General features: G+C 69.8%; 17 protein-coding genes and 1 pseudogene. 9 read left to right on the top strand and 9 right to left on the bottom strand.

Annotation, left to right across the window (positions count from 1 at the left end; genetic code table 11):
• Positions 1-148 precede the first annotated feature (148 nt).
• Both KBX21_RS17735 and KBX21_RS17730 read right to left on the bottom strand, forming a co-directional pair.
• Positions 149-1,039: a 2-hydroxy-3-oxopropionate reductase gene (locus KBX21_RS17735; RefSeq protein WP_049574358.1), complete on the bottom strand. Its 891-nt coding sequence runs from the start codon at positions 1,037-1,039 to the stop codon at positions 149-151.
• Between the two features lie 79 nt (positions 1,040-1,118).
• Positions 1,119-1,916, bottom strand: coding sequence for a hydroxypyruvate isomerase family protein (locus KBX21_RS17730; RefSeq protein WP_049574354.1), 798 nt, complete (start codon positions 1,914-1,916; stop codon positions 1,119-1,121).
• Between the two features lie 419 nt (positions 1,917-2,335).
• On the opposite strand from KBX21_RS17730, the gene KBX21_RS17725 reads away from it, so the two are divergent.
• The 6 genes from KBX21_RS17725 to alc all read left to right on the top strand — a co-directional run bounded on the left by KBX21_RS17725 (position 2,336) and on the right by alc (position 8,365).
• Positions 2,336-2,890, top strand: a complete 555-nt coding sequence (locus KBX21_RS17725; protein WP_049574350.1) for a 2-oxo-4-hydroxy-4-carboxy-5-ureidoimidazoline decarboxylase — start codon at positions 2,336-2,338, stop codon at positions 2,888-2,890.
• Positions 2,887-3,231, top strand: coding sequence for a hydroxyisourate hydrolase (uraH, locus tag KBX21_RS17720; RefSeq protein ID WP_210842566.1), 345 nt, complete (start codon positions 2,887-2,889; stop codon positions 3,229-3,231). Before KBX21_RS17725 ends, uraH begins: the two co-directional genes overlap by 4 nt.
• A gap of 227 nt (positions 3,232-3,458) precedes the next feature.
• The gene (pucL, locus tag KBX21_RS17715; RefSeq protein WP_049574367.1) at positions 3,459-4,355 is read left to right on the top strand and encodes a factor-independent urate hydroxylase; all 897 of its coding nucleotides are present in this window, start codon (positions 3,459-3,461) and stop codon (positions 4,353-4,355) included.
• A 287-nt stretch (positions 4,356-4,642) separates the two neighbouring features.
• The gene (locus tag KBX21_RS17710) at positions 4,643-6,136 is read left to right on the top strand and encodes a nucleobase:cation symporter-2 family protein (protein ID WP_049574343.1); all 1,494 of its coding nucleotides are present in this window, start codon (positions 4,643-4,645) and stop codon (positions 6,134-6,136) included.
• Between the two features lie 75 nt (positions 6,137-6,211).
• Positions 6,212-7,150, top strand: a complete 939-nt coding sequence (locus KBX21_RS17705) for a LysR family transcriptional regulator (protein ID WP_049574340.1) — start codon at positions 6,212-6,214, stop codon at positions 7,148-7,150.
• Between the two features lie 75 nt (positions 7,151-7,225).
• On the top strand, positions 7,226-8,365 hold the full coding sequence (gene alc / locus KBX21_RS17700) for an allantoicase (protein WP_210842565.1): 1,140 nt from the start codon (positions 7,226-7,228) through the stop codon (positions 8,363-8,365).
• A gap of 48 nt (positions 8,366-8,413) precedes the next feature.
• Here alc and KBX21_RS17695 read toward each other — a convergent pair.
• The 3 genes and pseudogenes from KBX21_RS17695 to KBX21_RS17685 form a co-directional block, all read right to left on the bottom strand.
• Positions 8,414-8,779: pseudogene (locus KBX21_RS17695) on the bottom strand (transposase); the annotation flags it as partial.
• Between the two features lie 137 nt (positions 8,780-8,916).
• The gene (locus KBX21_RS17690; protein WP_049574334.1) at positions 8,917-10,488 is read right to left on the bottom strand and encodes an alpha/beta hydrolase; all 1,572 of its coding nucleotides are present in this window, start codon (positions 10,486-10,488) and stop codon (positions 8,917-8,919) included.
• Between the two features lie 30 nt (positions 10,489-10,518).
• Entirely contained in the window at positions 10,519-11,247 is a 729-nt protein-coding gene (locus KBX21_RS17685; RefSeq protein ID WP_210842564.1) for a hypothetical protein, read from the bottom strand.
• Positions 11,248-11,466: 219 nt separating this feature from the next.
• Here KBX21_RS17685 and KBX21_RS26670 point away from each other — a divergent pair, with 219 nt between their 5' ends.
• A complete protein-coding gene (locus KBX21_RS26670) occupies positions 11,467-11,739 on the top strand; it encodes a hypothetical protein (protein WP_049574328.1) in 273 nt (90 codons plus the stop codon).
• Positions 11,740-11,944: 205 nt separating this feature from the next.
• Here the strand turns inward: KBX21_RS26670 and KBX21_RS17675 are convergent, their stop codons facing one another.
• On the bottom strand, positions 11,945-12,154 hold the full coding sequence (locus tag KBX21_RS17675) for an NAD(P)-binding protein (protein WP_210842563.1): 210 nt from the start codon (positions 12,152-12,154) through the stop codon (positions 11,945-11,947).
• A gap of 339 nt (positions 12,155-12,493) precedes the next feature.
• Here KBX21_RS17675 and KBX21_RS17670 point away from each other — a divergent pair, with 339 nt between their 5' ends.
• Positions 12,494-13,111, top strand: coding sequence for a TetR/AcrR family transcriptional regulator (locus KBX21_RS17670; protein WP_017546290.1), 618 nt, complete (start codon positions 12,494-12,496; stop codon positions 13,109-13,111).
• A gap of 580 nt (positions 13,112-13,691) precedes the next feature.
• Here KBX21_RS17670 and allB read toward each other — a convergent pair.
• Positions 13,692-15,041, bottom strand: a complete 1,350-nt coding sequence (gene allB / locus KBX21_RS17665; RefSeq protein ID WP_210842562.1) for an allantoinase AllB — start codon at positions 15,039-15,041, stop codon at positions 13,692-13,694.
• A gap of 1 nt (position 15,042) precedes the next feature.
• The gene (locus KBX21_RS17660) at positions 15,043-16,323 is read right to left on the bottom strand and encodes an aldolase (protein ID WP_210842561.1); all 1,281 of its coding nucleotides are present in this window, start codon (positions 16,321-16,323) and stop codon (positions 15,043-15,045) included.
• Positions 16,324-16,624: 301 nt separating this feature from the next.
• Here KBX21_RS17660 and KBX21_RS17655 point away from each other — a divergent pair, with 301 nt between their 5' ends.
• Positions 16,625-17,359 carry an IclR family transcriptional regulator gene (locus KBX21_RS17655; protein ID WP_049574318.1) on the top strand — a complete coding sequence of 245 codons (735 nt, stop codon included), beginning with the start codon at positions 16,625-16,627 and terminating at the stop codon, positions 17,357-17,359.
• A 68-nt stretch (positions 17,360-17,427) separates the two neighbouring features.
• On the opposite strand, the gene era is transcribed toward KBX21_RS17655, so the two are convergent.
• Positions 17,428-18,396, bottom strand: a complete 969-nt coding sequence (gene era, locus KBX21_RS17650; protein WP_049574314.1) for a GTPase Era — start codon at positions 18,394-18,396, stop codon at positions 17,428-17,430.
• Positions 18,397-18,400: the final 4 nt, after the last annotated feature.

The raw sequence follows: 18,400 nt of genomic DNA, 5'->3' as shown, positions 1-18,400 counted from the left end.
GCTGCCAGGGGTGAGTGCCAGGGGTGGGGCGACGTCGCCGCCTGCCTCCCGGGTGGGCCAACACCCGGGGGCGGCGCGCCGCCCCGTTCATACGGAGTCTCTGTGCCAGGGGTACTGCTGCCGCGGTCGCGGCCGGTGGGCCGGGCGCCTACTCGGCCTCGCGGCCCGAGAGCTGCTCGACGATCTTGAGCAGGGCCGAGTGGTCGAGGCCGCCGTGGCCCTGGTTCTTGAGCGCGGCCACGTACTGCGCCACCTGTGCTCCCAGCGGGATCGCCACACCGGCGGCGCTCGCGGAGTCGGTGATGATGCGCATGTCCTTGTCGTGCAGGGCGATCCGGAAGCCGGGGTTGAAGTCGCGCTCGCGCATGGCCCTGCCCTTGCGCTGGAGCACGGTGCTGCCAGCGAGCCCGCCGCCCAGGACCTCCAGGCCGGACTCGGTGTCCACGCCGTGGGCCTCCAGGAAGACCAGGGCCTCGGCGAGGAGCTGGATGTTGCCCGCGACGATGAGCTGGTTGGCCGCCTTGACTGTCTGGCCGGAGCCGCTGGGACCGACCAGGACCGGGGTGGTGCCCAGGACATCGAAGACGGGGCGCGCCGCCTCGAAGTCCTCGGCGGCGCCACCGACCATGATGGACAGCTTGGCCTCGATGGCTCCGGCCTCGCCGCCGCTGACCGGCGCGTCCAGGACGCGCAGGCCGCGCTCGGCACCGGCCGCGGCGACCTCCCTGGCGACGTCGGGGCGGATGGTGCTCATGTCGATCACCAGGGTGCCGGGTTTGGCGTTGTCATAGACGCCGCCCTCGCCCCGCAGGACCTGGTCGACGTCCGGGGAGTCCGGGACCATCGTGATGACGACGTCGGCGTCGGTGACGGCCTCGGCGACACTTCCGCCGCGCAGGCCGCCCTCGGCGACCAGGGCGTCCACCCGCGCGCTGCTGCGGTTGAAGCCCGTGACGGTGTGTCCGGCGCGGACGAGGTTGACGGCCATGGGAAGGCCCATGATGCCCAGGCCGATGAAGGCGATCTTCTTGGCGGCCATGTCGGCCCCCTTTCAGGCTGTGGGTGTGGCTGGTATTGCGGTGGCTGGTGCGACCGTAGTCGCCGTGGTGACCGGTGGGTCAGTCGCGCCAGCCGAAGCTCTCGGCGCTGGGGACGGTCGGCTTGTACTCCAGGCCGACCAGGCCCCGGTAGCCGCCCGCCTGGGCGGCGGAGAGGAGTTCGTCGATGGGCAGGTCGCCGGTGCCGGGCTCGCCGCGTCCGGGGGCGTCGGCGATCTGGATGTGCCCGAACTCGGCCGCGTGGTCGCGGACGACGGCGGCGACGTCCTCTCCGTTGACGGCCAGGTGGAAGAAGTCGGCGAGGAGGGCGACGTTCTCGGCCCCCGCCTCCCTGACCCTGGCGACGAAGGCGAGGCCGTCGGCGGCGGTCTTGAGCGGGTAGTCCTCGGAGCCGCTGATGGGCTCGACAAGGACGGTGCCGCCGACCTTGGCCACCGCGTCGGCGGCGGCCACCGCGTTGCGCACGGCGAGGCGGTCCTGCTCGGCCGGGTCCACGCCGTCCTGCCTCAGGCCGTAGAGGGCGTTGAAGCCGGTGGTGCCGGTGCGCTCGGCGATCTGGGCGACCACCTCGGCGTTGGCGAGGAACTCGTCGGTGCGGGAGGGGTGGGAGAGGACGCCGCGGTCGGGACCGGGCAGCTGTCCGGCGAAGAAGTTGAGGCCGCTGAGGCGCACGTCCGCCTCGTCGAGGGCGGCGACGAAGGCGTCGATCTCCGCCTGCGCCGGGGTGGCGCTCTCGAAGGGCCACCAGTACTCGACGGCGTGGAAGCCCGCGTCCCGTGCGGCCCGGGGGCGCTCGTTGACGGGGAGCTCGGTGAACAGCAGGGAGCAGTTCACCGTGTACCCGAGTGTGTGGCTCATGCGTTGCCTCCGGCATCCACTTCCGTATTGCGGAAAGTAGTTTTCACTTTAAGGAATGATCTGAGTGTGGGCCGCACCACCACCACTTGTCAACCACCCGCCGAGCCGACCTTCGAACCCCCACCGCCCGAGCCCCCGCGAACGCGCCCGACAAAACCCGAGGCCACGACCCCACCCATCCCGGAGGCCTCAGGAGCGAGCAGGAACTTCATGATTTCTTCGCACCAGGCCACAGATTCGCCTGTTTTTCCGATTTCTCCCCTTGCGAGTGTTGACAAGGTCACACTGCCATCAACTAGAGTCCCTGCAATCCGTAATACGGAATCAGGTATCTGCACTACGAAAGCCCAGGCCGGTACGACGATCCGGCGCCGCGTGCGGCGCCGGGGCCGAGTGCCGGCCGAGCCACGGGAGAACACATGCCCGAGACCACCCCGGACCAGTCGGGGGACGCCCCCGATCCGGGTCTGGCGCGTCTGAACACCCTGTCCCGGCAGGACCTGCGCACCGAGCTCGCGCAGTGCCTGAACGTGGACCGCTGGGTCGAGGCCGTGGCCTCCGAAGCGCCCTACGCCGACCGCCGGAGCCTGCTCTCGGTGGCCGACGCGCACGCACGCGAAATCACCTCCGACGAGGTCGCCACCGCCCTGGCCCGCCACCCACGCATCGGGGAGAAGGCCAAGGGAAAGGACACCGAGTCGGCGTGGTCCCGCGGGGAACAGTCGGCGTTCGCCGCCGACACCGACGACGCCTCCGCCAGGGTTCAGCGGATCTTCACGTTCGCCCAGGGTGAGTACGAGGGAAGGTTCGGACAGATCTACCTTGTCTGCGCCAGCGGCCGCAGCAGCCGCGAACTCCTCGCGGACCTGGTCGGCCGACTCGGCAACGACCCCGAGACCGAGCTGACCGTGGTCGGCGAGGAGCTCCGCAGGATCTCCGGACTCCGCCTGGTCAAACTCCTGGAGGCAGCATGAGCCACGTGACCACCCACATCCTGGACGCCGCCCTGGGCGCGCCCGCCCGCGACGTCCCGGTGCGCCTGGAGGCCGCCGCCGATCCCGGCCGCACCTCGTGGACCACCGTCGCGGAGGGCCGCACCAACGACGACGGCCGCGTGCCCGACCTCGGACCCGACCAGCTCTCCGCCGGCTACTACCGGGTCGTCTTCGACACCGGGGCCTACTTCGCGGCGACGGGTCAGAGGGGCTTCTACCCGGAGGTCACCATCGTGTTCGACCTCGCGGAGGAGAGCCAGCACTACCACGTGCCGCTCCTCCTGAGCCCGTTCGCCTACTCGACCTACCGGGGCTCATAGACCGGGCCGCGCCCGACCACGGGCACGCCCCTCCCCCGGTCCCGACCACGAACCAAGGAGCCCCGCCTGGCGGCACCCACCACGTAGCACCCTCACCTCTTCGAGTGCGTGACAGGTCCTTCCGCATGACCACAGCGGTCCTCCCTCATACGCACAGCGCACCGACGCGTGGCAGCACGCACGGCGCGAGCGATGAAACCGAATCCACACGGATGGAGTTCCCCCTGATGGGCATCAGACTCGGAGACAACCAGTACGGCAAGGCGGAGGTCCGCCTCGTCCACGTCCAGCGCGACACGGACGTCCACCAGATCAAGGACGTCAACGTCACCTCCCAGCTCCGCGGGGACCTGGAGGAAGTCCACACCGTCGGCGACAACGCCAAGTGTCTGCCGACGGACACGCAGAAGAACACCGTCTACGCCAAGGCCCGCGAGTGGGGCGGCGTCGGCGCGATCGAGGACTTCGCCCTGCGCCTGGCCCGCCATTTCGTGGATGAGCACGAGTACGTGTACGGCGCGCGCCAGGAGATCGAGGAGTACTCCTGGGACCGGATCGCCACCTCGAGGGGCCCGCACGACCACGCGTTCTCCCGCAGGGGCGCCGAGACTCGCACCACCGTCGTCAACAAGGACGGCGACAAGGAGTGGGTGGTCTCGGGCTTCGAGGGTCTGACCGTCCTCAAGTCCACCGGCTCGGAGTTCCACGGGTACCCCCGGACCCGGTACACGACCCTGCCCGAGACCAACGACCGCATCCTGGCCACCGACGTCACCGCCCGCTGGCGCTACGTCGGCACCGACCACGACTTCGACAAGGCGTACGCGTCGGTCCGCGCCCTCTGCCTGGAGCTCTTCGCGGAGACGCACAGCCTCGCCCTCCAGCAGACGCTGTACGCGATGGGCACGGCCGTCCTCGAGGCCCACCCCGAGATCGCCGAGATCCGCTTCTCCATGCCGAACAACCACCACTTCCTGGTGGACCTGTCCCCGTTCGGCCTGGACAACCCCAACGAGGTCTTCTTCGCCGCCGACCGGCCCTACGGCAAGATCGAGGCCACGGTCGAGCGGGACGACGCCCCCGACGCGGGCGACGCCTGGAGGGCGGTCCCGGGCTTCATCTAGCCCCCTCTCCCGGTGACGGCCCCGGGGCGCTCCCCCGGCCCGCCCCCTGTGCTCTTCGGAGCTCTCTGAACGCCGGGGCCCGTGCGTGCGGCCGGGCCCCGGACCCTCCATCACCCGAGGTCACCCTCGCCTGCCCACCCGAGTTGGGCCACACCGGCCTTCGTCATGCCCGGAAACAGCTGTCCCGGGCGTTCGAGGCCGGCGCGACACCACCGGGCACCCGCCCCGGAGAACCCGGTCACCCCCCTCTCTCGGTGACCGCCGATCGCAAAGGCTGGAAACTGGCCATGTCGAACAGTCCGTCCGCGAAGGACTCGGCCACAACAACCGCCACTACCCCCTCCCGGCCCGAGGACGAGAAGCTGCCCGTGCGGCTCATGCTCGTCTACGGGCTCCAGCACATCCTCACCATGTACGCCGGTGCGGTGGCACCGGCCCTGGTCATCGGCGCCGCCGCTGGGCTCGCGAACGACCCCGCCGCCATGGGAATCCTCGTCAGCGGCGCGCTCCTGGTGGCGGGTATCGCCACCCTCATGCAGACCGTCGGTCACAAGAGGATCGGCGCGCAGATGCCGATCGTGGTGGCCTGCTCCTTCGTGCCCGTCAGCGCGATCACCGCCCTCGCGGCCGGCCAGGACGGGGAGAACCTCCCCATCGCCTTCGGCGCGTCCATGGCCGCCGGTGTGTTCGCGCTGCTCCTGACCCCCTTCTTCGGGCAGCTCATCCGCTTCTTCCCCCCGATCGTCACCGGCACGATCATCACGGTGATCGGCGTCAGCCTGATGCCCGTGGCCGCGCGCTGGATCATGGACGACTCCGTGCGCGTCATGGAGGACGGCGCCGAGGTCCCGGCCGCGCCCGTGGCCAACCTCGCCCTGGCCGGGCTCACCCTGGCCGTCATCCTCGTCGGTTCCCGCCTGTTCCCGGGAATCTGGGGACGCCTGTCCATCCTGCTGGGCCTGGTCGTGGGCACACTGGTCGCCGTCCCGCTCGGCATGACCGACTTCAGCCGGGTGGGAGAGGCCGACGTCGTCTTCAACCCCACCTCGGTGTTCTACTTCGGTGCTCCGCAGTTCGAGGTCGCCGCGATCATCACCATGTGCATCATCATGCTCGTGGTCCTCACCGAGGGTGCCTCGCACATCATCGCGGTCGGCGAGATCACCGGTTCCAAGGTGGACGCCAAGCGCATCTCCGCCGGACTGCGCGCCGACGTGAGCGGTTCGATCATCGGCCCGATCTTCAGCGCCACCCCCACCAGCTCGTTCGCGCAGAACATCGGTCTGCTCGCCCTCACCGGCATTCGCAGCCGCTTCGTGGTGGCCACCGGCGCGGGCATCCTGCTGGTCCTGGGTATGTTCCCGGTGCTCGGCGGGGTGATGGCCGCCATCCCCACCCCGGTCCTGGGCGGTGCCGGGCTGGTGCTGTTCGGCAGCGTGGCGGCCAGCGGCATCAAGACCCTGGCCAAGGTGGACTTCACCAACAACCTCAACCTCATCCTGGTCGCCGCCTCCATCGGCGTGGCCGTCATCCCGCTGGCCTACCCGACCTTCTACGCGTTCCTGCCGGAGTCCGTGGAGCTGATCGCGCATTCGGGCATCATCGGCGCGGCCATCGTCTCGATCCTGCTGAACATCTGCTTCAACGTGATCGGTCGGGGCCCCTCCGCGGACCCCGCCGAGATCGACCAGGCGGACATCGGCAGCGCCGGGCCCGGTGAGGCCAAGTACACGGACCAGGCGGGCGCCACCTACCGGGGCGGGGAGCACGAGAGGACCTGACCCGAGTCCCATCCCCGGGGGCGGAGCGCCGTGATCACGCGCCCGCCCCGCTTCTGTTAAGTGACGGTGAATGGTATGCCTGTGAGGGTGACCGACTGGGACCTGCGCAAGCTGCGCGTACTCCGCACCCTCGAAGAGCTCGGAACCGTCCGGGCGACGGCCGAGGCCCTGTCCATGACGCCCTCGGCCGTCTCCCAACAGCTCTCCTCCCTCTCGCAACAGGTGGGCGTGGCCCTGCTGGAGGCCCACGGGCGCCGGGTGCGGCTCACCGACGCCGCGCACGTGCTGCTGCGGCACACCGACGTGGTGCTGGCCCAGCTGGAGAGGGCCGAGGCCGAACTGGACGGCTTCGTCCGGGGTGAGGCCGGACGGGTCCGCGTGGGCACCTTCGCCACCGCCATCCCGGGACTGGTGGTCCCGGCGCTCAACGCCCTGCGCGCCGACCACCCGGGACTGCGCACGCGAGTGCACCAGGCCGAGGCGGCCGAGGTGTACGACCTCCTCTCCGCGGGGGAGATCGACATCGGTCTCTCCCTGGCAGCGCAGGCTCCCACCAGCAACGACGGCCGCTACGACCGGACCGAGCTGCTCACCGACCCCCTCGACGTGGCCCTGCCCGCCCAGCACCGGCTCGCCACCACACCCGCGCTGCGCATGAGGGAACTCGCCGAGGAGCCCTGGATCTACGGGGCCGCCGGGCCCTGGCGGGACATCACCCTCGCCGCCTGCGCCCAGGCCGGGTTCGTCCCCGAGCAGGCGCACGTGGCCTCGGACTGGCGGGCCATCCTCGACATGGTCGCCGCAGGCATGGGGGTGGCGCTGATCCCCCGACTGGCCGCCGCTGGTGACACCCCCGGGGTCACGCTGCGCGTTCCCCACTCCGAACAGCCCCGCCGCCACGTGGTCACCGCCGTGCGCTCCGGCGCCGGTGGGCGCCCCCAGATCGCCCTCGCCCTCAGGGCTCTCGCCGACGCCGCCGCGCGCCTGTCAAACGTTCAGCCAAAGCGAACATAGTGATCAAAAACTTTCGCTGGAATTAACCAGTCTCTCCTGCGACGCTGGACTGAAGCAGCGAACGACAGGAGAAACGTGAGCAAGGACCCGTCCTTCGACCCCCGCGCCTACAACGCCCAGCCCTACCCCGGCGGCGACCCCTACGCCGACTTCAAGAAGACCGAACTGGACTTCGCCGGGCTGGTGGACCTAGCCGACCGCCGACTGGGCGGGGGCGTCGTCGCCGCCAACGACGAGTTCTTCGCCCACCGCGAGAACATGCTGCGGACCGAGCCCGCGGTGTTCGACCCGCACCACTTCGGGCACAAGGGCAAGGTCATGGACGGGTGGGAGACCCGCCGCCGCCGTGGAGTGAGCGCCGAGCAGCCGCACCCCACCGCCGACGACCACGACTGGGCCCTGGTCCGCCTCGCCCTGCCCGGAGTCATCCACGGCATCGTGGTGGACACCGCGCACTTCCGCGGCAACCACCCCACGGAGATCAGCGTCGAGGTGGCGCACGTCGACGGGACCCCCACCACCGAAGAGCTCCTGGCCGCCGACTGGACCGAGATCGTGGCGCGCACGCCCGTCTACGGCCACGCCGAGAACGGTTTCAGGATCGAGGTGGAGCGCCGCTGGACCCACCTGCGCCTCAAGCAGTTCCCCGACGGCGGTGTGGCGCGCCTGCGCGTGTACGGCGAGCCCGTCGCCGACCCGGCCTGGCTGTCGGCCCTCGGCGGCTTCGACCTGGCCGCGCTGGTCAACGGCGGCACCGTCGAGGACGCCTCGGACCGCTTCTACTCCTCGCCGGAGAACATCATCCTGCCGGGCCGTTCGCACAAGATGGACGACGGCTGGGAGAACCGCCGCCGCCGCGACACCGGCAACGACTGGGTCCGCTTCCGCCTCACCGCCCAGGCCTCGGTCCGCGCCATCGAGCTGGACACCGCCTACCTCAAGGGCAACTCGGCTGGCTGGGTAGCCATCCTGGGCCGTGACACGCACTCGGACACCCCGGACGAGTGGTTCGAGATCGTCGGCCGCACCAAGCTCCAGCCCGACAGCGCCCACCGCTTCGTGCTGGACTCGCCGGTCACCGTGACCCACGTGCGCACCGACGTGTTCCCCGACGGCGGCATGGCCCGCCTGAACGTGTTCGGCTCCCTCACGGAGACCGGCTCCGCCGACCTCCGCGACCGCTGGGAAGCCACCCGGAGCCAGGGCCTGTTCTGAGTTTGGATCATGGTGCGGCGGGCGGGCCGCGCAACCACAGGACGGCCCGCGCAGATGGAGCCCCGCGTGTTTCGTGCCGGTTCTATTGGAGTACCGGGTGGCCAGCCCCCGCCATTCCTTGATCTTGTTGATGGTCCGCTCCACGGTGTTGCGGTCCTTGTGCAACTCGCTGTCGTGGCTGAGGGGGCGGCCCCCGGCCGCCCCCTTCCTCTTACGGTTGACGGCCTGGTCAGCCTTCTCCGGGATCACCGACCTGATACCGCGCCTGCGCAGGTGGGTGCGGTTGACTCGGGATGAGTACGCCTTGTCTGCGGCGACCACGATCGGTCGGCTCCTGGGGCGGCCCACCGGACCGCGCACCTTGATCTTGGCCACCAGCGGGACCCGGCCCTCGGAAGCGACCGTTTGTGAGGCGCGCCGCCACATGCTGCTCGCGGATGCTTCCATCGTGGTTCCAATCACGGGCAGCACGCTACGACGGACGGGTGTCGCGCCAATCGCACTGCGCGGCCCTGACAGTCCACGGCGCCCTTGGCCGCGCGCCGACTACCTCAGAGACTGCACGTGGCGTCGTCGGGCGGGGTCTGCAGATCCAGGAGGTAGGTCTCGACCACCTCGTCGACGCAGCTGCTGCCGCCGAGGAGGTAGGCGCCGTGCTGCTTGCCGTCAACGGTCAACAGGTTCGCGCCGAGGGCTTCGGCCATCGCCACACCGCCCCCGTGCGGCGTCGCGGGATCACCTGTGATCGACACGACCAGCGTCTCGGGCAGGTCCTCAACGTCAGCAGGGAGCCAGGGTTCGTTGCGCGTGGGCGGCGCTGGCCACGCCTCGCACTCACTGTGGAAGGTCCCTCCCGTGAGCAGGTCGAGGTCGTACATCGGGGCCACGTCACCGAGCTCACGGGCGTGCTCGGTGAGCTCCTGCGACGTCGGCCGAGGCCAGTCCATGCACCGCACGGCGATGTTCGTGTCGAGGTTCCTGGCGTAGACAGCATCCGGACCGCGCTCGAAGTAGCTGTCGCGCAGAACGAGCATCTCGTCGGCGTCGCCAGCGTCCAGTTCGGTCAGAGCGGAGACGACCTCGGGCCACGTCGACTCCGAGGCCAACCCGGCGGTGAGCCCGAGGTAGACGTCCCAGACGCTGACCTCCCGGCCATCGGACGTGAGTACCGGGTTCTCGACGACCGGTTCTAGGATCTCGTGCAGCCGATCGGTCGCCTTCGCCGGGTCGGGACCGAGCACGCAGTCCGACGTCTCTGCGCAGAGCGCGGCGACATCGTCGAAGCGCTCCTGAGCAGCGATGAACTGGGTGCGTCGGAACTCGAGCGCTGTGAGTTCGGGCGAAGTGGCTCCGTCGAGCACGATCGCGCGGACCTTGTCGGGGTAGGTCGCGGCGTACATCGCTCCGAGCTCAGAGCCGTAGCTGTAGCCGAGGTAGGTCAGCTGCTCATCGCCGAGCGCCGCGCGCAGGATGTCCACATCCCGCACGACGTTCGTGGTCCCAGCGTTGACGAGATTGTCGACGCCGCCGGAGCCGTCGATGCACCGCTGCGCGAGCTCGGTGGCCTGCTCGGCGCTGGTGATGTCGTAGACGGCGGCAAACCCGGGGACGTCGCCCGCGTCGCGCTCCTCGTCGGTATGGCAGCCGAGAGAGGGCGTCGACGCCCCGACGCCGCGCGGGTCGAAGCCGACGACGTCGAACCGTTCGGCGATGGGATTGTCCTGCCACATGGGCAGGAGGGACGCGACGAAGCTCATCCCGGACCCGCCGGGCCCGCCCGGGTTGATCAGCAAGGAGCCCTCGGCCTCTGCCTCGCCGGTGGCTGGCAGGCGCATCAGCGCGATCTGCGCACGCTCGGCCTGCGGATCGTCGTAGTCGATCGGGACCTCGACCGAGGCACACTCCAGCGCAGGGTCAGCGAACAACTCGGCGTCCACCGCGGTGGTGGCGCGCTCCTCGCACCCACCCCAGTCGACGTCCTGCTCCAGGTAGGGATCCAGGCCGGGGTCGGCGCCCGATGAGGGGGAGCCGGGCGTGCACGCGGCAAGCAGCAGGAGCGTCACAACGGCGAGCCCGATCGTGAAGCACCGTGGTCCACGCTGGGCGGGGGGTCGGGTCGACATGGGTGTCTCCTTCATGGTCTGGGTGGGTCGTCAGTCCGCGATGCCGTCGGTTTCGACGTCGAGGAGGCGGTGATGACGGAAGGTAAGCGCCCTCTCGGTGCCAGCGAGGCACGTGGCGAGGGTGAGCGCGGTGTTGGCCCAAGCGGGCAGGGACACCGGTGAGTCGAACGAGCTGAAGTGATCGGCCCAGAACGCCTGGTGGGTGAGCAGGTCGAGTGCCTGCGGGGCGAGCAGGATCAGGTTGATCGCGAGCACGAGGACCGCGCAGACGGCTAGGGCGCGCCCGAGCCCAGGATGCTCACGAGAGAGCTGCGCACGCCAGTGTTCGGGCGTGCCCGGAGCGGGATCGAGACGTCGCTCGCGACCGTCGGCGTGGACGAGGTGGATGCGCTTCATGCCGTACCTGCTCGCCGCGACCTCAAGGTGGTCCGGTCCAAGCGCGAACCGGGCCGGCATGTCGCAGGTCCGGACATGCCGATCATCCCGGTAGAGGGAGGCCCGACCAGCGAGGTGATCGACGTCGACCGTGGCCGTCGAGCGATCAGGGAGGTCGACGGTGAAGCGGGTGCGTTCCATCGAGAGGGACCGTGGGAACGGCGGCAGCGACGCGCCCGGAGCCGGCTCGTCCGTCGACCAGACCCCTGCCTGGTCGTCGCCGAGGCCGAGATCTCCGAGCACGTCCGATCCCTCACCCGGGCGATGGGCGGATCGGTTCTGCCCCGCGTCTTCGGGCCACGATGAGTTTTCTAGCATGCTCATGCCAATAAAGTAGCACAGGCATGCCACACCCGTCTATGATGAGTCCGTGCCCCGACGAGTCGACCCCGACATGCACCGCGAGCAGGTCGCCGACGCCGTGATCAATGAGATCACCGACCACGGGATCCGCTCGGTGACCCTCGCACGGATCTCCACCCGGACCGGGCTGGCAATCGGGAGCATCCGGCACTACTTCGGCAACACCCTGGGCGAGGTCTCATGCGCTTCACGCTGGGCGTCCTCATCCGACGCGTCCAGGACCGGAACCCGAAGCCGTCCAACGACCCCGCGACCGGGATCGTGGAGCTGATCGCCTTCGCCACGCCGACCGACGAACAGCAGCACCGGGAGAACTTCACCCTGGTGGAGTACCGCGTCATGGCTCGCACGGGACCCCGAGATCGCGGCCGAAGTCGCGGCGACGTCCCGGGCGGCGACCGAGGCGATCCGTTCCCCCTTGACACGCGGCCCTCCGAAGGAGAAGCACGATGATCCGCGGCCCGAGGCACCAGCACGCCTGCGTCCGACGACGCCCCGCCAGAGGAAGTTCGCAGTGACCTGCAGCTGCTCGCCGGTATCAAGGCGGTTGACCTGCGGGACCCATCGCCCATCGTGTGACGACCGCTCCAGTCCCGCGACTCGGCAGCAGTAGTGGATGCCCTGGGCGATCACCTAGTCGAGGGTCGAGGATCTCGCCTCAGCCCGCGATGACCGACCCCGGCAAAGTTTGTCGGTAGCCGTAGGTGAACAGGTCGCTGTCCGAACGGACACCGGCGTATCGATGTGTCCACCACGTGCCGCCCCGCTCACCCTGAGCCTCGATGACCACGAATCCGAGGTTCGGGAAGTCAACCCTCAGCCGGTGCGCGGCACCGATCCCAGAAATCCCCGCGCCGATCACCAGCACATCAGTATGACTGCCGTGCAGGCCGCCGGACCCATCGGCTGCGGAGACAATGTCATGCGTCGCGGCATCAGTGTTCCCGGGCCGTCTCTCGCGTCGGTGTAAGTACGGGCCCCCTTGGCATCAACGGGGATTCTGCGGTCGGAGTCGCGTATCCCTTCCCCATTGCCCCGCGTGCGGGATCAGAGGCTTCTTCGAGCCCCGGCGGGTGGGCTTTCGAAATCCAGCAGGCTGCCGCCAATGGCCTCGGGCGAAGCGATGGCGCATTCCCCCGGATCTTTTCTGGCATTGGAATGCTCATCAAATTAGCATGTCCATGCTATTTGTGGGTAGGATGGCGGCATGCCAAAAAGAGTCGACCCAGACACTCGCCGGGAGCTGATCGCCGACGCCGTGATCGACGAGATCGCCGTGCACGGCCTCCAGTCAGTGACCCTCGCCCGCATCGCCGAGCGCACCGGCTTGGCCATCGGGAGCATCCGGCACTACTTCGGCAACAACGTCCGCGAACTCATGCGCTTCACCCTGCGCGTCCTGATCCAACGCGCAGAACAACGCGCTCCAACCCTGTCCGAAGACCCAACGACACGGATCGTGGACGTGATCACCTTCACCGCTCCGACCAGCGAGCAGGAGCGCAAGGAGAACATCGCCCTCGTCGAGTACCGAGTCATGGGACGGGCGGACGCTGAGATCGGCGCCGAGATCGCCGCCGCGAGCGCCGCGGCAGCAGCCGCGATTGATCCACTCCTGCGCGCGGCGCTAGCTGACCGCGCCATCGACGAACAGGCGCTGCACCGCGAGACGCTTCTGCTCATCACCCTGGTCGAAGGCTTCTCGCTCAGCTCCGCCCTTGCTCCCACTCCGCTACACGCGACGGATGTCCGGGCCGTGGCGGAGGCCGCTGTCCGCCGCCTCCGCGATGCCTACGAACCATTGCCGAAAAATCAAGAGGCCTGATTCGTGGACGCGTGCTCGGAGATCGCTCACGAGACTCGCGACCGTCGAAAGGCGACGGGGCGGGAGTGGAACCGAGGCTGGGAAGCAAGTGCGAATTGATCCACAGCCAGCAGCCCCCACACAGAGACCAGGGCGGGCACGCGTCAGCGGGCCCGCCCTTCCACATGCCCGCAGGCCTCAGAGCACATGCAGGTGTGCGGCACCCTCAGCCCCAGAGGGTTACGCGAAGCCCCGCCACCGGTGGTCGAGCATGCACAGGGCGCGAACCCCTCAAGCCCAGGGAGTTTGCTAGAAGCCCCGCCACCGGTGGCAGCACACGGGTACCCGTCCACACCCCCTGCACCCCAGGAGGATCGTCCTGTTCGGGTTACTACAGCACATGGCGGAACTTCGAACCCCGCACAACTCAAGGCAGCACACACGTGCACGTCCACACCCCTGTGCACCAGGGGGTTTGTCCTGTGCGGGTTACTACGGCACGTGGGTGGGTTTCGCCCCCCTGGGGCTGAGGTCTGTCTGACGACTCCGCTCACAAGAACGGGCGCCCCGGTGGTGGCGGGGCGCCCGGGGCCGGAACCGGTCAGTTCCGGGTGATCATCCGGCCGTTCACGCTGTCCGAGGTGACCTCGGCGCCGCGCAGGATGGTGCGGCGGACCCGGCCCAGGAGGTCGGCGCCGTCGTAGGCGCTCACCGGGTTGCGGTGCGCCAGCGAGCCCGCCTCCACGTGGAAGGGCTCGTCGGGGGCGAAGACCGCCAGGTCAGCGTCCATACCAGGGGCGATCGAGCCCTTGCCGGTCACACCGGCCACACTCGCGGGCCTGGCGGACATCCACCGGACGACCTCCGCGAGCGGGACGCCCCGGCCTCTGGCCTCGGTCCACATGGCGGACAGACCCACCTGGAGCCCGGCGACGCCGCCCCAGGCGGTGCCGAAGTCACCGGTGTCCAGGTCCTTCAGGTCGGGGGTGCTCGGAGAGTGGTCACTGACCACGCAGTCGATCAGGCCGTCCTGGAGCGCTCTCCACAGCAGGTCGCGGTTGGCGCCGTCGCGGATCGGCGGGCAGCACTTGTAGCTGGTCCCACCGGCCGGGATCTCCTCGGCTGCCAGCGTGAGGTAGTGCGGGCAGCTCTCCACCGTGAGCGGCACGCCCTCCTGCTTGGCCTGCGCGATGAGGGGCAGGGCCGAGGCGCTGGACAGGTGCAGGATGTGCGCGCGAACCCCGGTTCGGCGGGCCGTGTCGATCACCAGGGCGATCGCGGCGTTCTCGGCCTCGTCGGGGCGCGAGGCCAGGAAGTCCGCGTAGTCGCGGCCGGACGCGGCGGGCGCCGAGTCCAGCACCTTGGGGTCCTCAGCGTGCACGATCAGCCTGCCGCCGAACGCCCTGATGGCCGTGGCTGCGGTGTTCAGCTGCTCCGGGGACAGGTGCCCGAACTCGTCCACCCCGGAGGGCGACAGGAACGCCTTGAACCCGAACACTCCCTCGGACCAGAGGTCGGCGAGGGTGCCGGTGGTGTCCGCTCCGGAGTTCTCCGGGACGGCCCCGCCCCAGAAGCCCACGTCCACGGCGAGCTTGCCCTCGGCCACGGCTCGTTTGGCCTTGAGGCCGTCGAGCGTGGTGGTGGGCGGCACGCTGTTGAGCGGCATGTCCACCAGGGTGGTCACACCGCCCAGCGCGGCGGCGCGGGTGGCGCTGGCGAAGCCCTCCCACTCGGTGCGGCCGGGCTCGTTGACGTGCACGTGGCTGTCAACGAGGCCGGGGAGGAGGATCTCGTCCTCGGCCAGGCGCACCTCGCGGGCGGCTTCGACGGGAACGTCGTCACCGGCGAGGACCTCGGTGATCCTTTGGTCGTCCACGACCACGCTGACGGCGCGCTCACCCTCGGGGGTGAGCGCGCGGTGGGCGCGTACGACGAGTGCGTGCTCGGTCAACTCACTGCTCCTGTCCGACACGGCGGGTGGCCAGGGCGACGATGGTACCGGCGTCCGCACCGGCGGCGGTGACCACCTCGGACTCCTCCAGGGCGCCGCAGCGCAGGCCGCTGGCCAGCACGGAGGCCAGGGCCTGGGCGGTGGCCGGTTCGTCCATCACGTTGCCCCCGGCCTGGCCGAGGTAGGCCCTGAGACGGGCGGCGGCGGGCGCGAAGGCCTCCCGGTAGAAGGCGTAGGTCGCCAGGTAGCGGATGGGGAGCTGGTTCGGGTGCAGGTCCCAGCCCTGGTAGAAGCCGCGCTCCAGGGAGCGGCGGACCAGCCCGGCGTGCAGGTTCCACGCGGAGCGCACGTCCTCGGTGCTGCCCGTGGGCAGGATGTTGCTGCCCCCGTCGGAGAGCCACACGCCGGTCCCGGCGGCGGCCACCTGCATGACGGCCTTCGCGTAGTCGGCGGCCGGGTGGGCCAGGCTCTGGTGGGCGGCGGTGATCCCGCAGGCCGCGCTGTAGTCGTAGGTTCCGTAGTGCAGGGCGGTGACCCGCCCCTGGCCCGCCTGGATCATGCGGGAGACCGCGACGGTGCCGTCGGTGAGCAGGATGGACTGGGGGGTCTCGATCTGGAGTTCGAACCGGAGGCGCCCGGCGGGCAGGCCGAAGCGCTCCTCCAGGCGCTCGCTGACCCACACCATCGCCTCGACCTGCTCGACCGAGGTGATCTTGGGCAGGGTGAGGACGAGGTTGTCCGGGAGGGAGCCGTGTCCCTCCAGCAGGGTCTGGAGGAAGAGGGTGAGCGTGCGGACGCCGCGGTGGCGCCCGGCGGCCTCCATGCCCTTCATCCGGATCCCGAAGTAGGGGGTGGCCGTCCCCTGTTTCAGGTCCGAGACGAACGCGTTCGCGGTGGCCAGGACGTGGGCGTCCTCGGCCTCGTCACCGGGGGACCCGTAGCCGTCCTCGAAGTCGGCTCGCAGGTCCTCGATGGGCTCGCGGGCGAGCTTGGCGCGCACCAGCGGGATCGCGTCGGCCACGGCGGCCTCGCTCAGACCGGTGATCCCGGCCAGATCGGCGGCCCTGGGCGCGTACTCGTCGAGGGAGGCGATCGCCTCCTCGCCCCAGGCGGCGGCGAGGCCGGGCTGGATGCGGTCGGCGGGAACGTAGACGCTGTGGACGGGCTGGCGGCCGCCGCTGGTCCCGGGGTACTCACGGTCCAGTCGGGCGTCGGCCTCGGCCAGCCGGGTGTCGAGTTCGGTGACCAGGTCGGTCAGGCCAGCAAGGCTGTCACTCGCCACGTGTCGTGTCCTCCTCCGTCGTCGGTGCCGGCCCTCGGGGGTCGTTGAGAGTCCGGTCACTAATTTCTATATGCGGATAATAACTTCTGCCATTCGGAAGAACAAGGGTCCCGAGACTCCCGCGCCTGCGAACGCGAAGCTTCCGCAAGCAACAGAGAGCGAAAACCTCCTTTCGTATTGCAGAATGATGGGCGAGACCGCAGCGGCCCTCAGCATGGGAGCACGACCCTTGTCAGCCTCACAGATCCCCCAAACGGACCAGCCACGCCCTCCAGAGGAGACGGCCCGGCGCTCCGGTGGCGTGCAGTCACTCGACCGCGCCTTCGCCCTGCTGGAGATCATGGCCGAGGCGGGCGGCGAGGCCTCCCTGAGTCAGCTCGCCGACTCCTCGGGCCTGCCCCTGCCCACCATCCACCGCATCATCCGCACCCTGGTCGGCAACGGCTACGTGCGCCAGCTCCCCTCCCGCCGGTACGCCCTGGGCCCCCGCCTGATCGGGCTCGGCGACAAGGCCGCCCGCATGCTCGGTACCTGGGCCCGCCCCCACCTCGCCCAACTCGTGGAGGACCTCGGCGAGACCGCCAACCTCGCGATGCTCGACGGCGACAAGGTCATCTACGTCGCCCAGGTCCCCTCACCGCACGCCATGCGCATGTTCACCGAGGTCGGCCGCCGCGTCCTGCCGCACTCCGCCGGGGTCGGCAAGGCCCTGCTGTCCCAGCTCAGCGATGCGGAGGCCCTGGCCGCCGTCCGCCGCACCGGGATGCCCGCCGCCACCGAACGCACCATCACCGACCCCGAGGCCTTCCTCTCCGAACTGCGGCGCATCCGCGAGACCGGGTACGCGATCGACGACGGTGAACAGGAGGTGGGCGTGCGATGCGTGGCCGTCCCGGTCAAGGACGCACCCTCCGGCATGGCCGTGTCGGTCTCCGGCCCCGAGGCCCGCGTGAGCTGGGACTTCGTGGACCACGCCGCACCCATCGTGCAGCGGTGCGCCCGGGTCCTGGCCACCGACCTCAACAACCAGAGCTGACCCGCACCACGACGAGGGGGCGTGACCACATGTGGTCACGCCCCCTCGTCCGCTTCGAGACCGCCGAACTACGTCTGCTGGTCGAAGCCCAGCTTGCGCAGCTGCTTGGGGTCGCGCTGCCAGTCCTTGGCCACCCGCACCCGCAGGTCCAGGAAGACCCGCTGCCCGAGCAGCCCCTCGATCTGCTTGCGGGCCCGCGAGCCCACGTCACGCAGACGCGAACCCTTGGAGCCGATCACGATCGCCTTCTGGCTGGGGCGCTCCACGTACAGCGACGCGTAGATGTCCACCAGCTCCTTGCCGGGCTTGGTGTTCTCCCGCTCGTACATCTCGTCCACGACCACCGCGATCGAGTGCGGGAGCTCGTCCCGGACACCCTCAAGGGCGGCCTCGCGGACCAGCTCCGCCACGAGCATCTCGTCCGGTTCGTCCGTGAGGTCGCCTTCCGGGTACAGCGGCGGCCCCTTCGGCAGGTGCGAGCACAGCACGTCCGTGACCGTGTCCAGCTGGAACTCCCCGCGCGCGGACACCGGCACGATGTCGGCCCAGTCGCCCAGCTCGTTCACGGCCATCAGGTGCTCCCCGACCGCCGCCCGGTCCACCAGGTCGGTCTTGGTCACCAGCGCCACCACCGGAGTGTTGGTCTGCTCGGCCAGCTCCTTGGCGATGTAGGTGTCACCGCGCCCGATCGGCTCGTTGGCCGGCAGACAGAACGCGATCACGTCCACCTCGACCAACGTGGACCGCACCAGCGAGTCCAACCGCTCCCCCAACAGGGTGCGGGGCTTGTGCAGACCGGGCGTGTCCACGATGATCAGCTGCGCGTCCGGGCGGTGCACGATCCCGCGCACCGTCCGCCGGGTGGTCTGCGGCCGGTTGCTGGTGATCGCCACCTTCTGCCCGACCAGCGCGTTCATCAGGGTGGACTTGCCCACGTTCGGGCGGCCCACGAAGCAGGCGAAACCGCTCCGGAAGCCCTCCGGGAAGGAGAGCGGCTCCAGCGGCACGCGGAGCTTCTCAAGGTCGAGGTCGTTCATCGGT

The organism is Nocardiopsis sp. B62, assembly GCF_018070675.1.
In the GTDB taxonomy this organism is placed as follows: domain Bacteria; phylum Actinomycetota; class Actinomycetes; order Streptosporangiales; family Streptosporangiaceae; genus Nocardiopsis; species Nocardiopsis prasina.
This window is presented reverse-complemented; position numbering and strand designations above follow the sequence as displayed.

What these genes read in the sequence shown, in the direction of transcription:
- KBX21_RS17735 (WP_049574358.1), bottom strand. Translation starts at nt 1,039, where the DNA reads ATGGCCGCCAAGAAGATCGCCTTCATCGGCCTGGGCATCATGGGCCTT.
- KBX21_RS17730 (WP_049574354.1), bottom strand. Translation starts at nt 1,916, where the DNA reads ATGAGCCACACACTCGGGTACACGGTGAACTGCTCCCTGCTGTTCACC.
- KBX21_RS17725 (WP_049574350.1), top strand. Translation starts at nt 2,336, where the DNA reads ATGCCCGAGACCACCCCGGACCAGTCGGGGGACGCCCCCGATCCGGGT.
- uraH (WP_210842566.1), top strand. Translation starts at nt 2,887, where the DNA reads ATGAGCCACGTGACCACCCACATCCTGGACGCCGCCCTGGGCGCGCCC.
- pucL (WP_049574367.1), top strand. Translation starts at nt 3,459, where the DNA reads ATGGGCATCAGACTCGGAGACAACCAGTACGGCAAGGCGGAGGTCCGC.
- KBX21_RS17710 (WP_049574343.1), top strand. Translation starts at nt 4,643, where the DNA reads ATGTCGAACAGTCCGTCCGCGAAGGACTCGGCCACAACAACCGCCACT.
- KBX21_RS17705 (WP_049574340.1), top strand. Translation starts at nt 6,212, where the DNA reads ATGCCTGTGAGGGTGACCGACTGGGACCTGCGCAAGCTGCGCGTACTC.
- KBX21_RS17690 (WP_049574334.1), bottom strand. Translation starts at nt 10,488, where the DNA reads ATGTCGACCCGACCCCCCGCCCAGCGTGGACCACGGTGCTTCACGATC.
- KBX21_RS17685 (WP_210842564.1), bottom strand. Translation starts at nt 11,247, where the DNA reads ATGAGCATGCTAGAAAACTCATCGTGGCCCGAAGACGCGGGGCAGAAC.
- KBX21_RS26670 (WP_049574328.1), top strand. Translation starts at nt 11,467, where the DNA reads ATGCGCTTCACGCTGGGCGTCCTCATCCGACGCGTCCAGGACCGGAAC.
- KBX21_RS17670 (WP_017546290.1), top strand. Translation starts at nt 12,494, where the DNA reads ATGCCAAAAAGAGTCGACCCAGACACTCGCCGGGAGCTGATCGCCGAC.
- era (WP_049574314.1), bottom strand. Translation starts at nt 18,396, where the DNA reads ATGAACGACCTCGACCTTGAGAAGCTCCGCGTGCCGCTGGAGCCGCTC.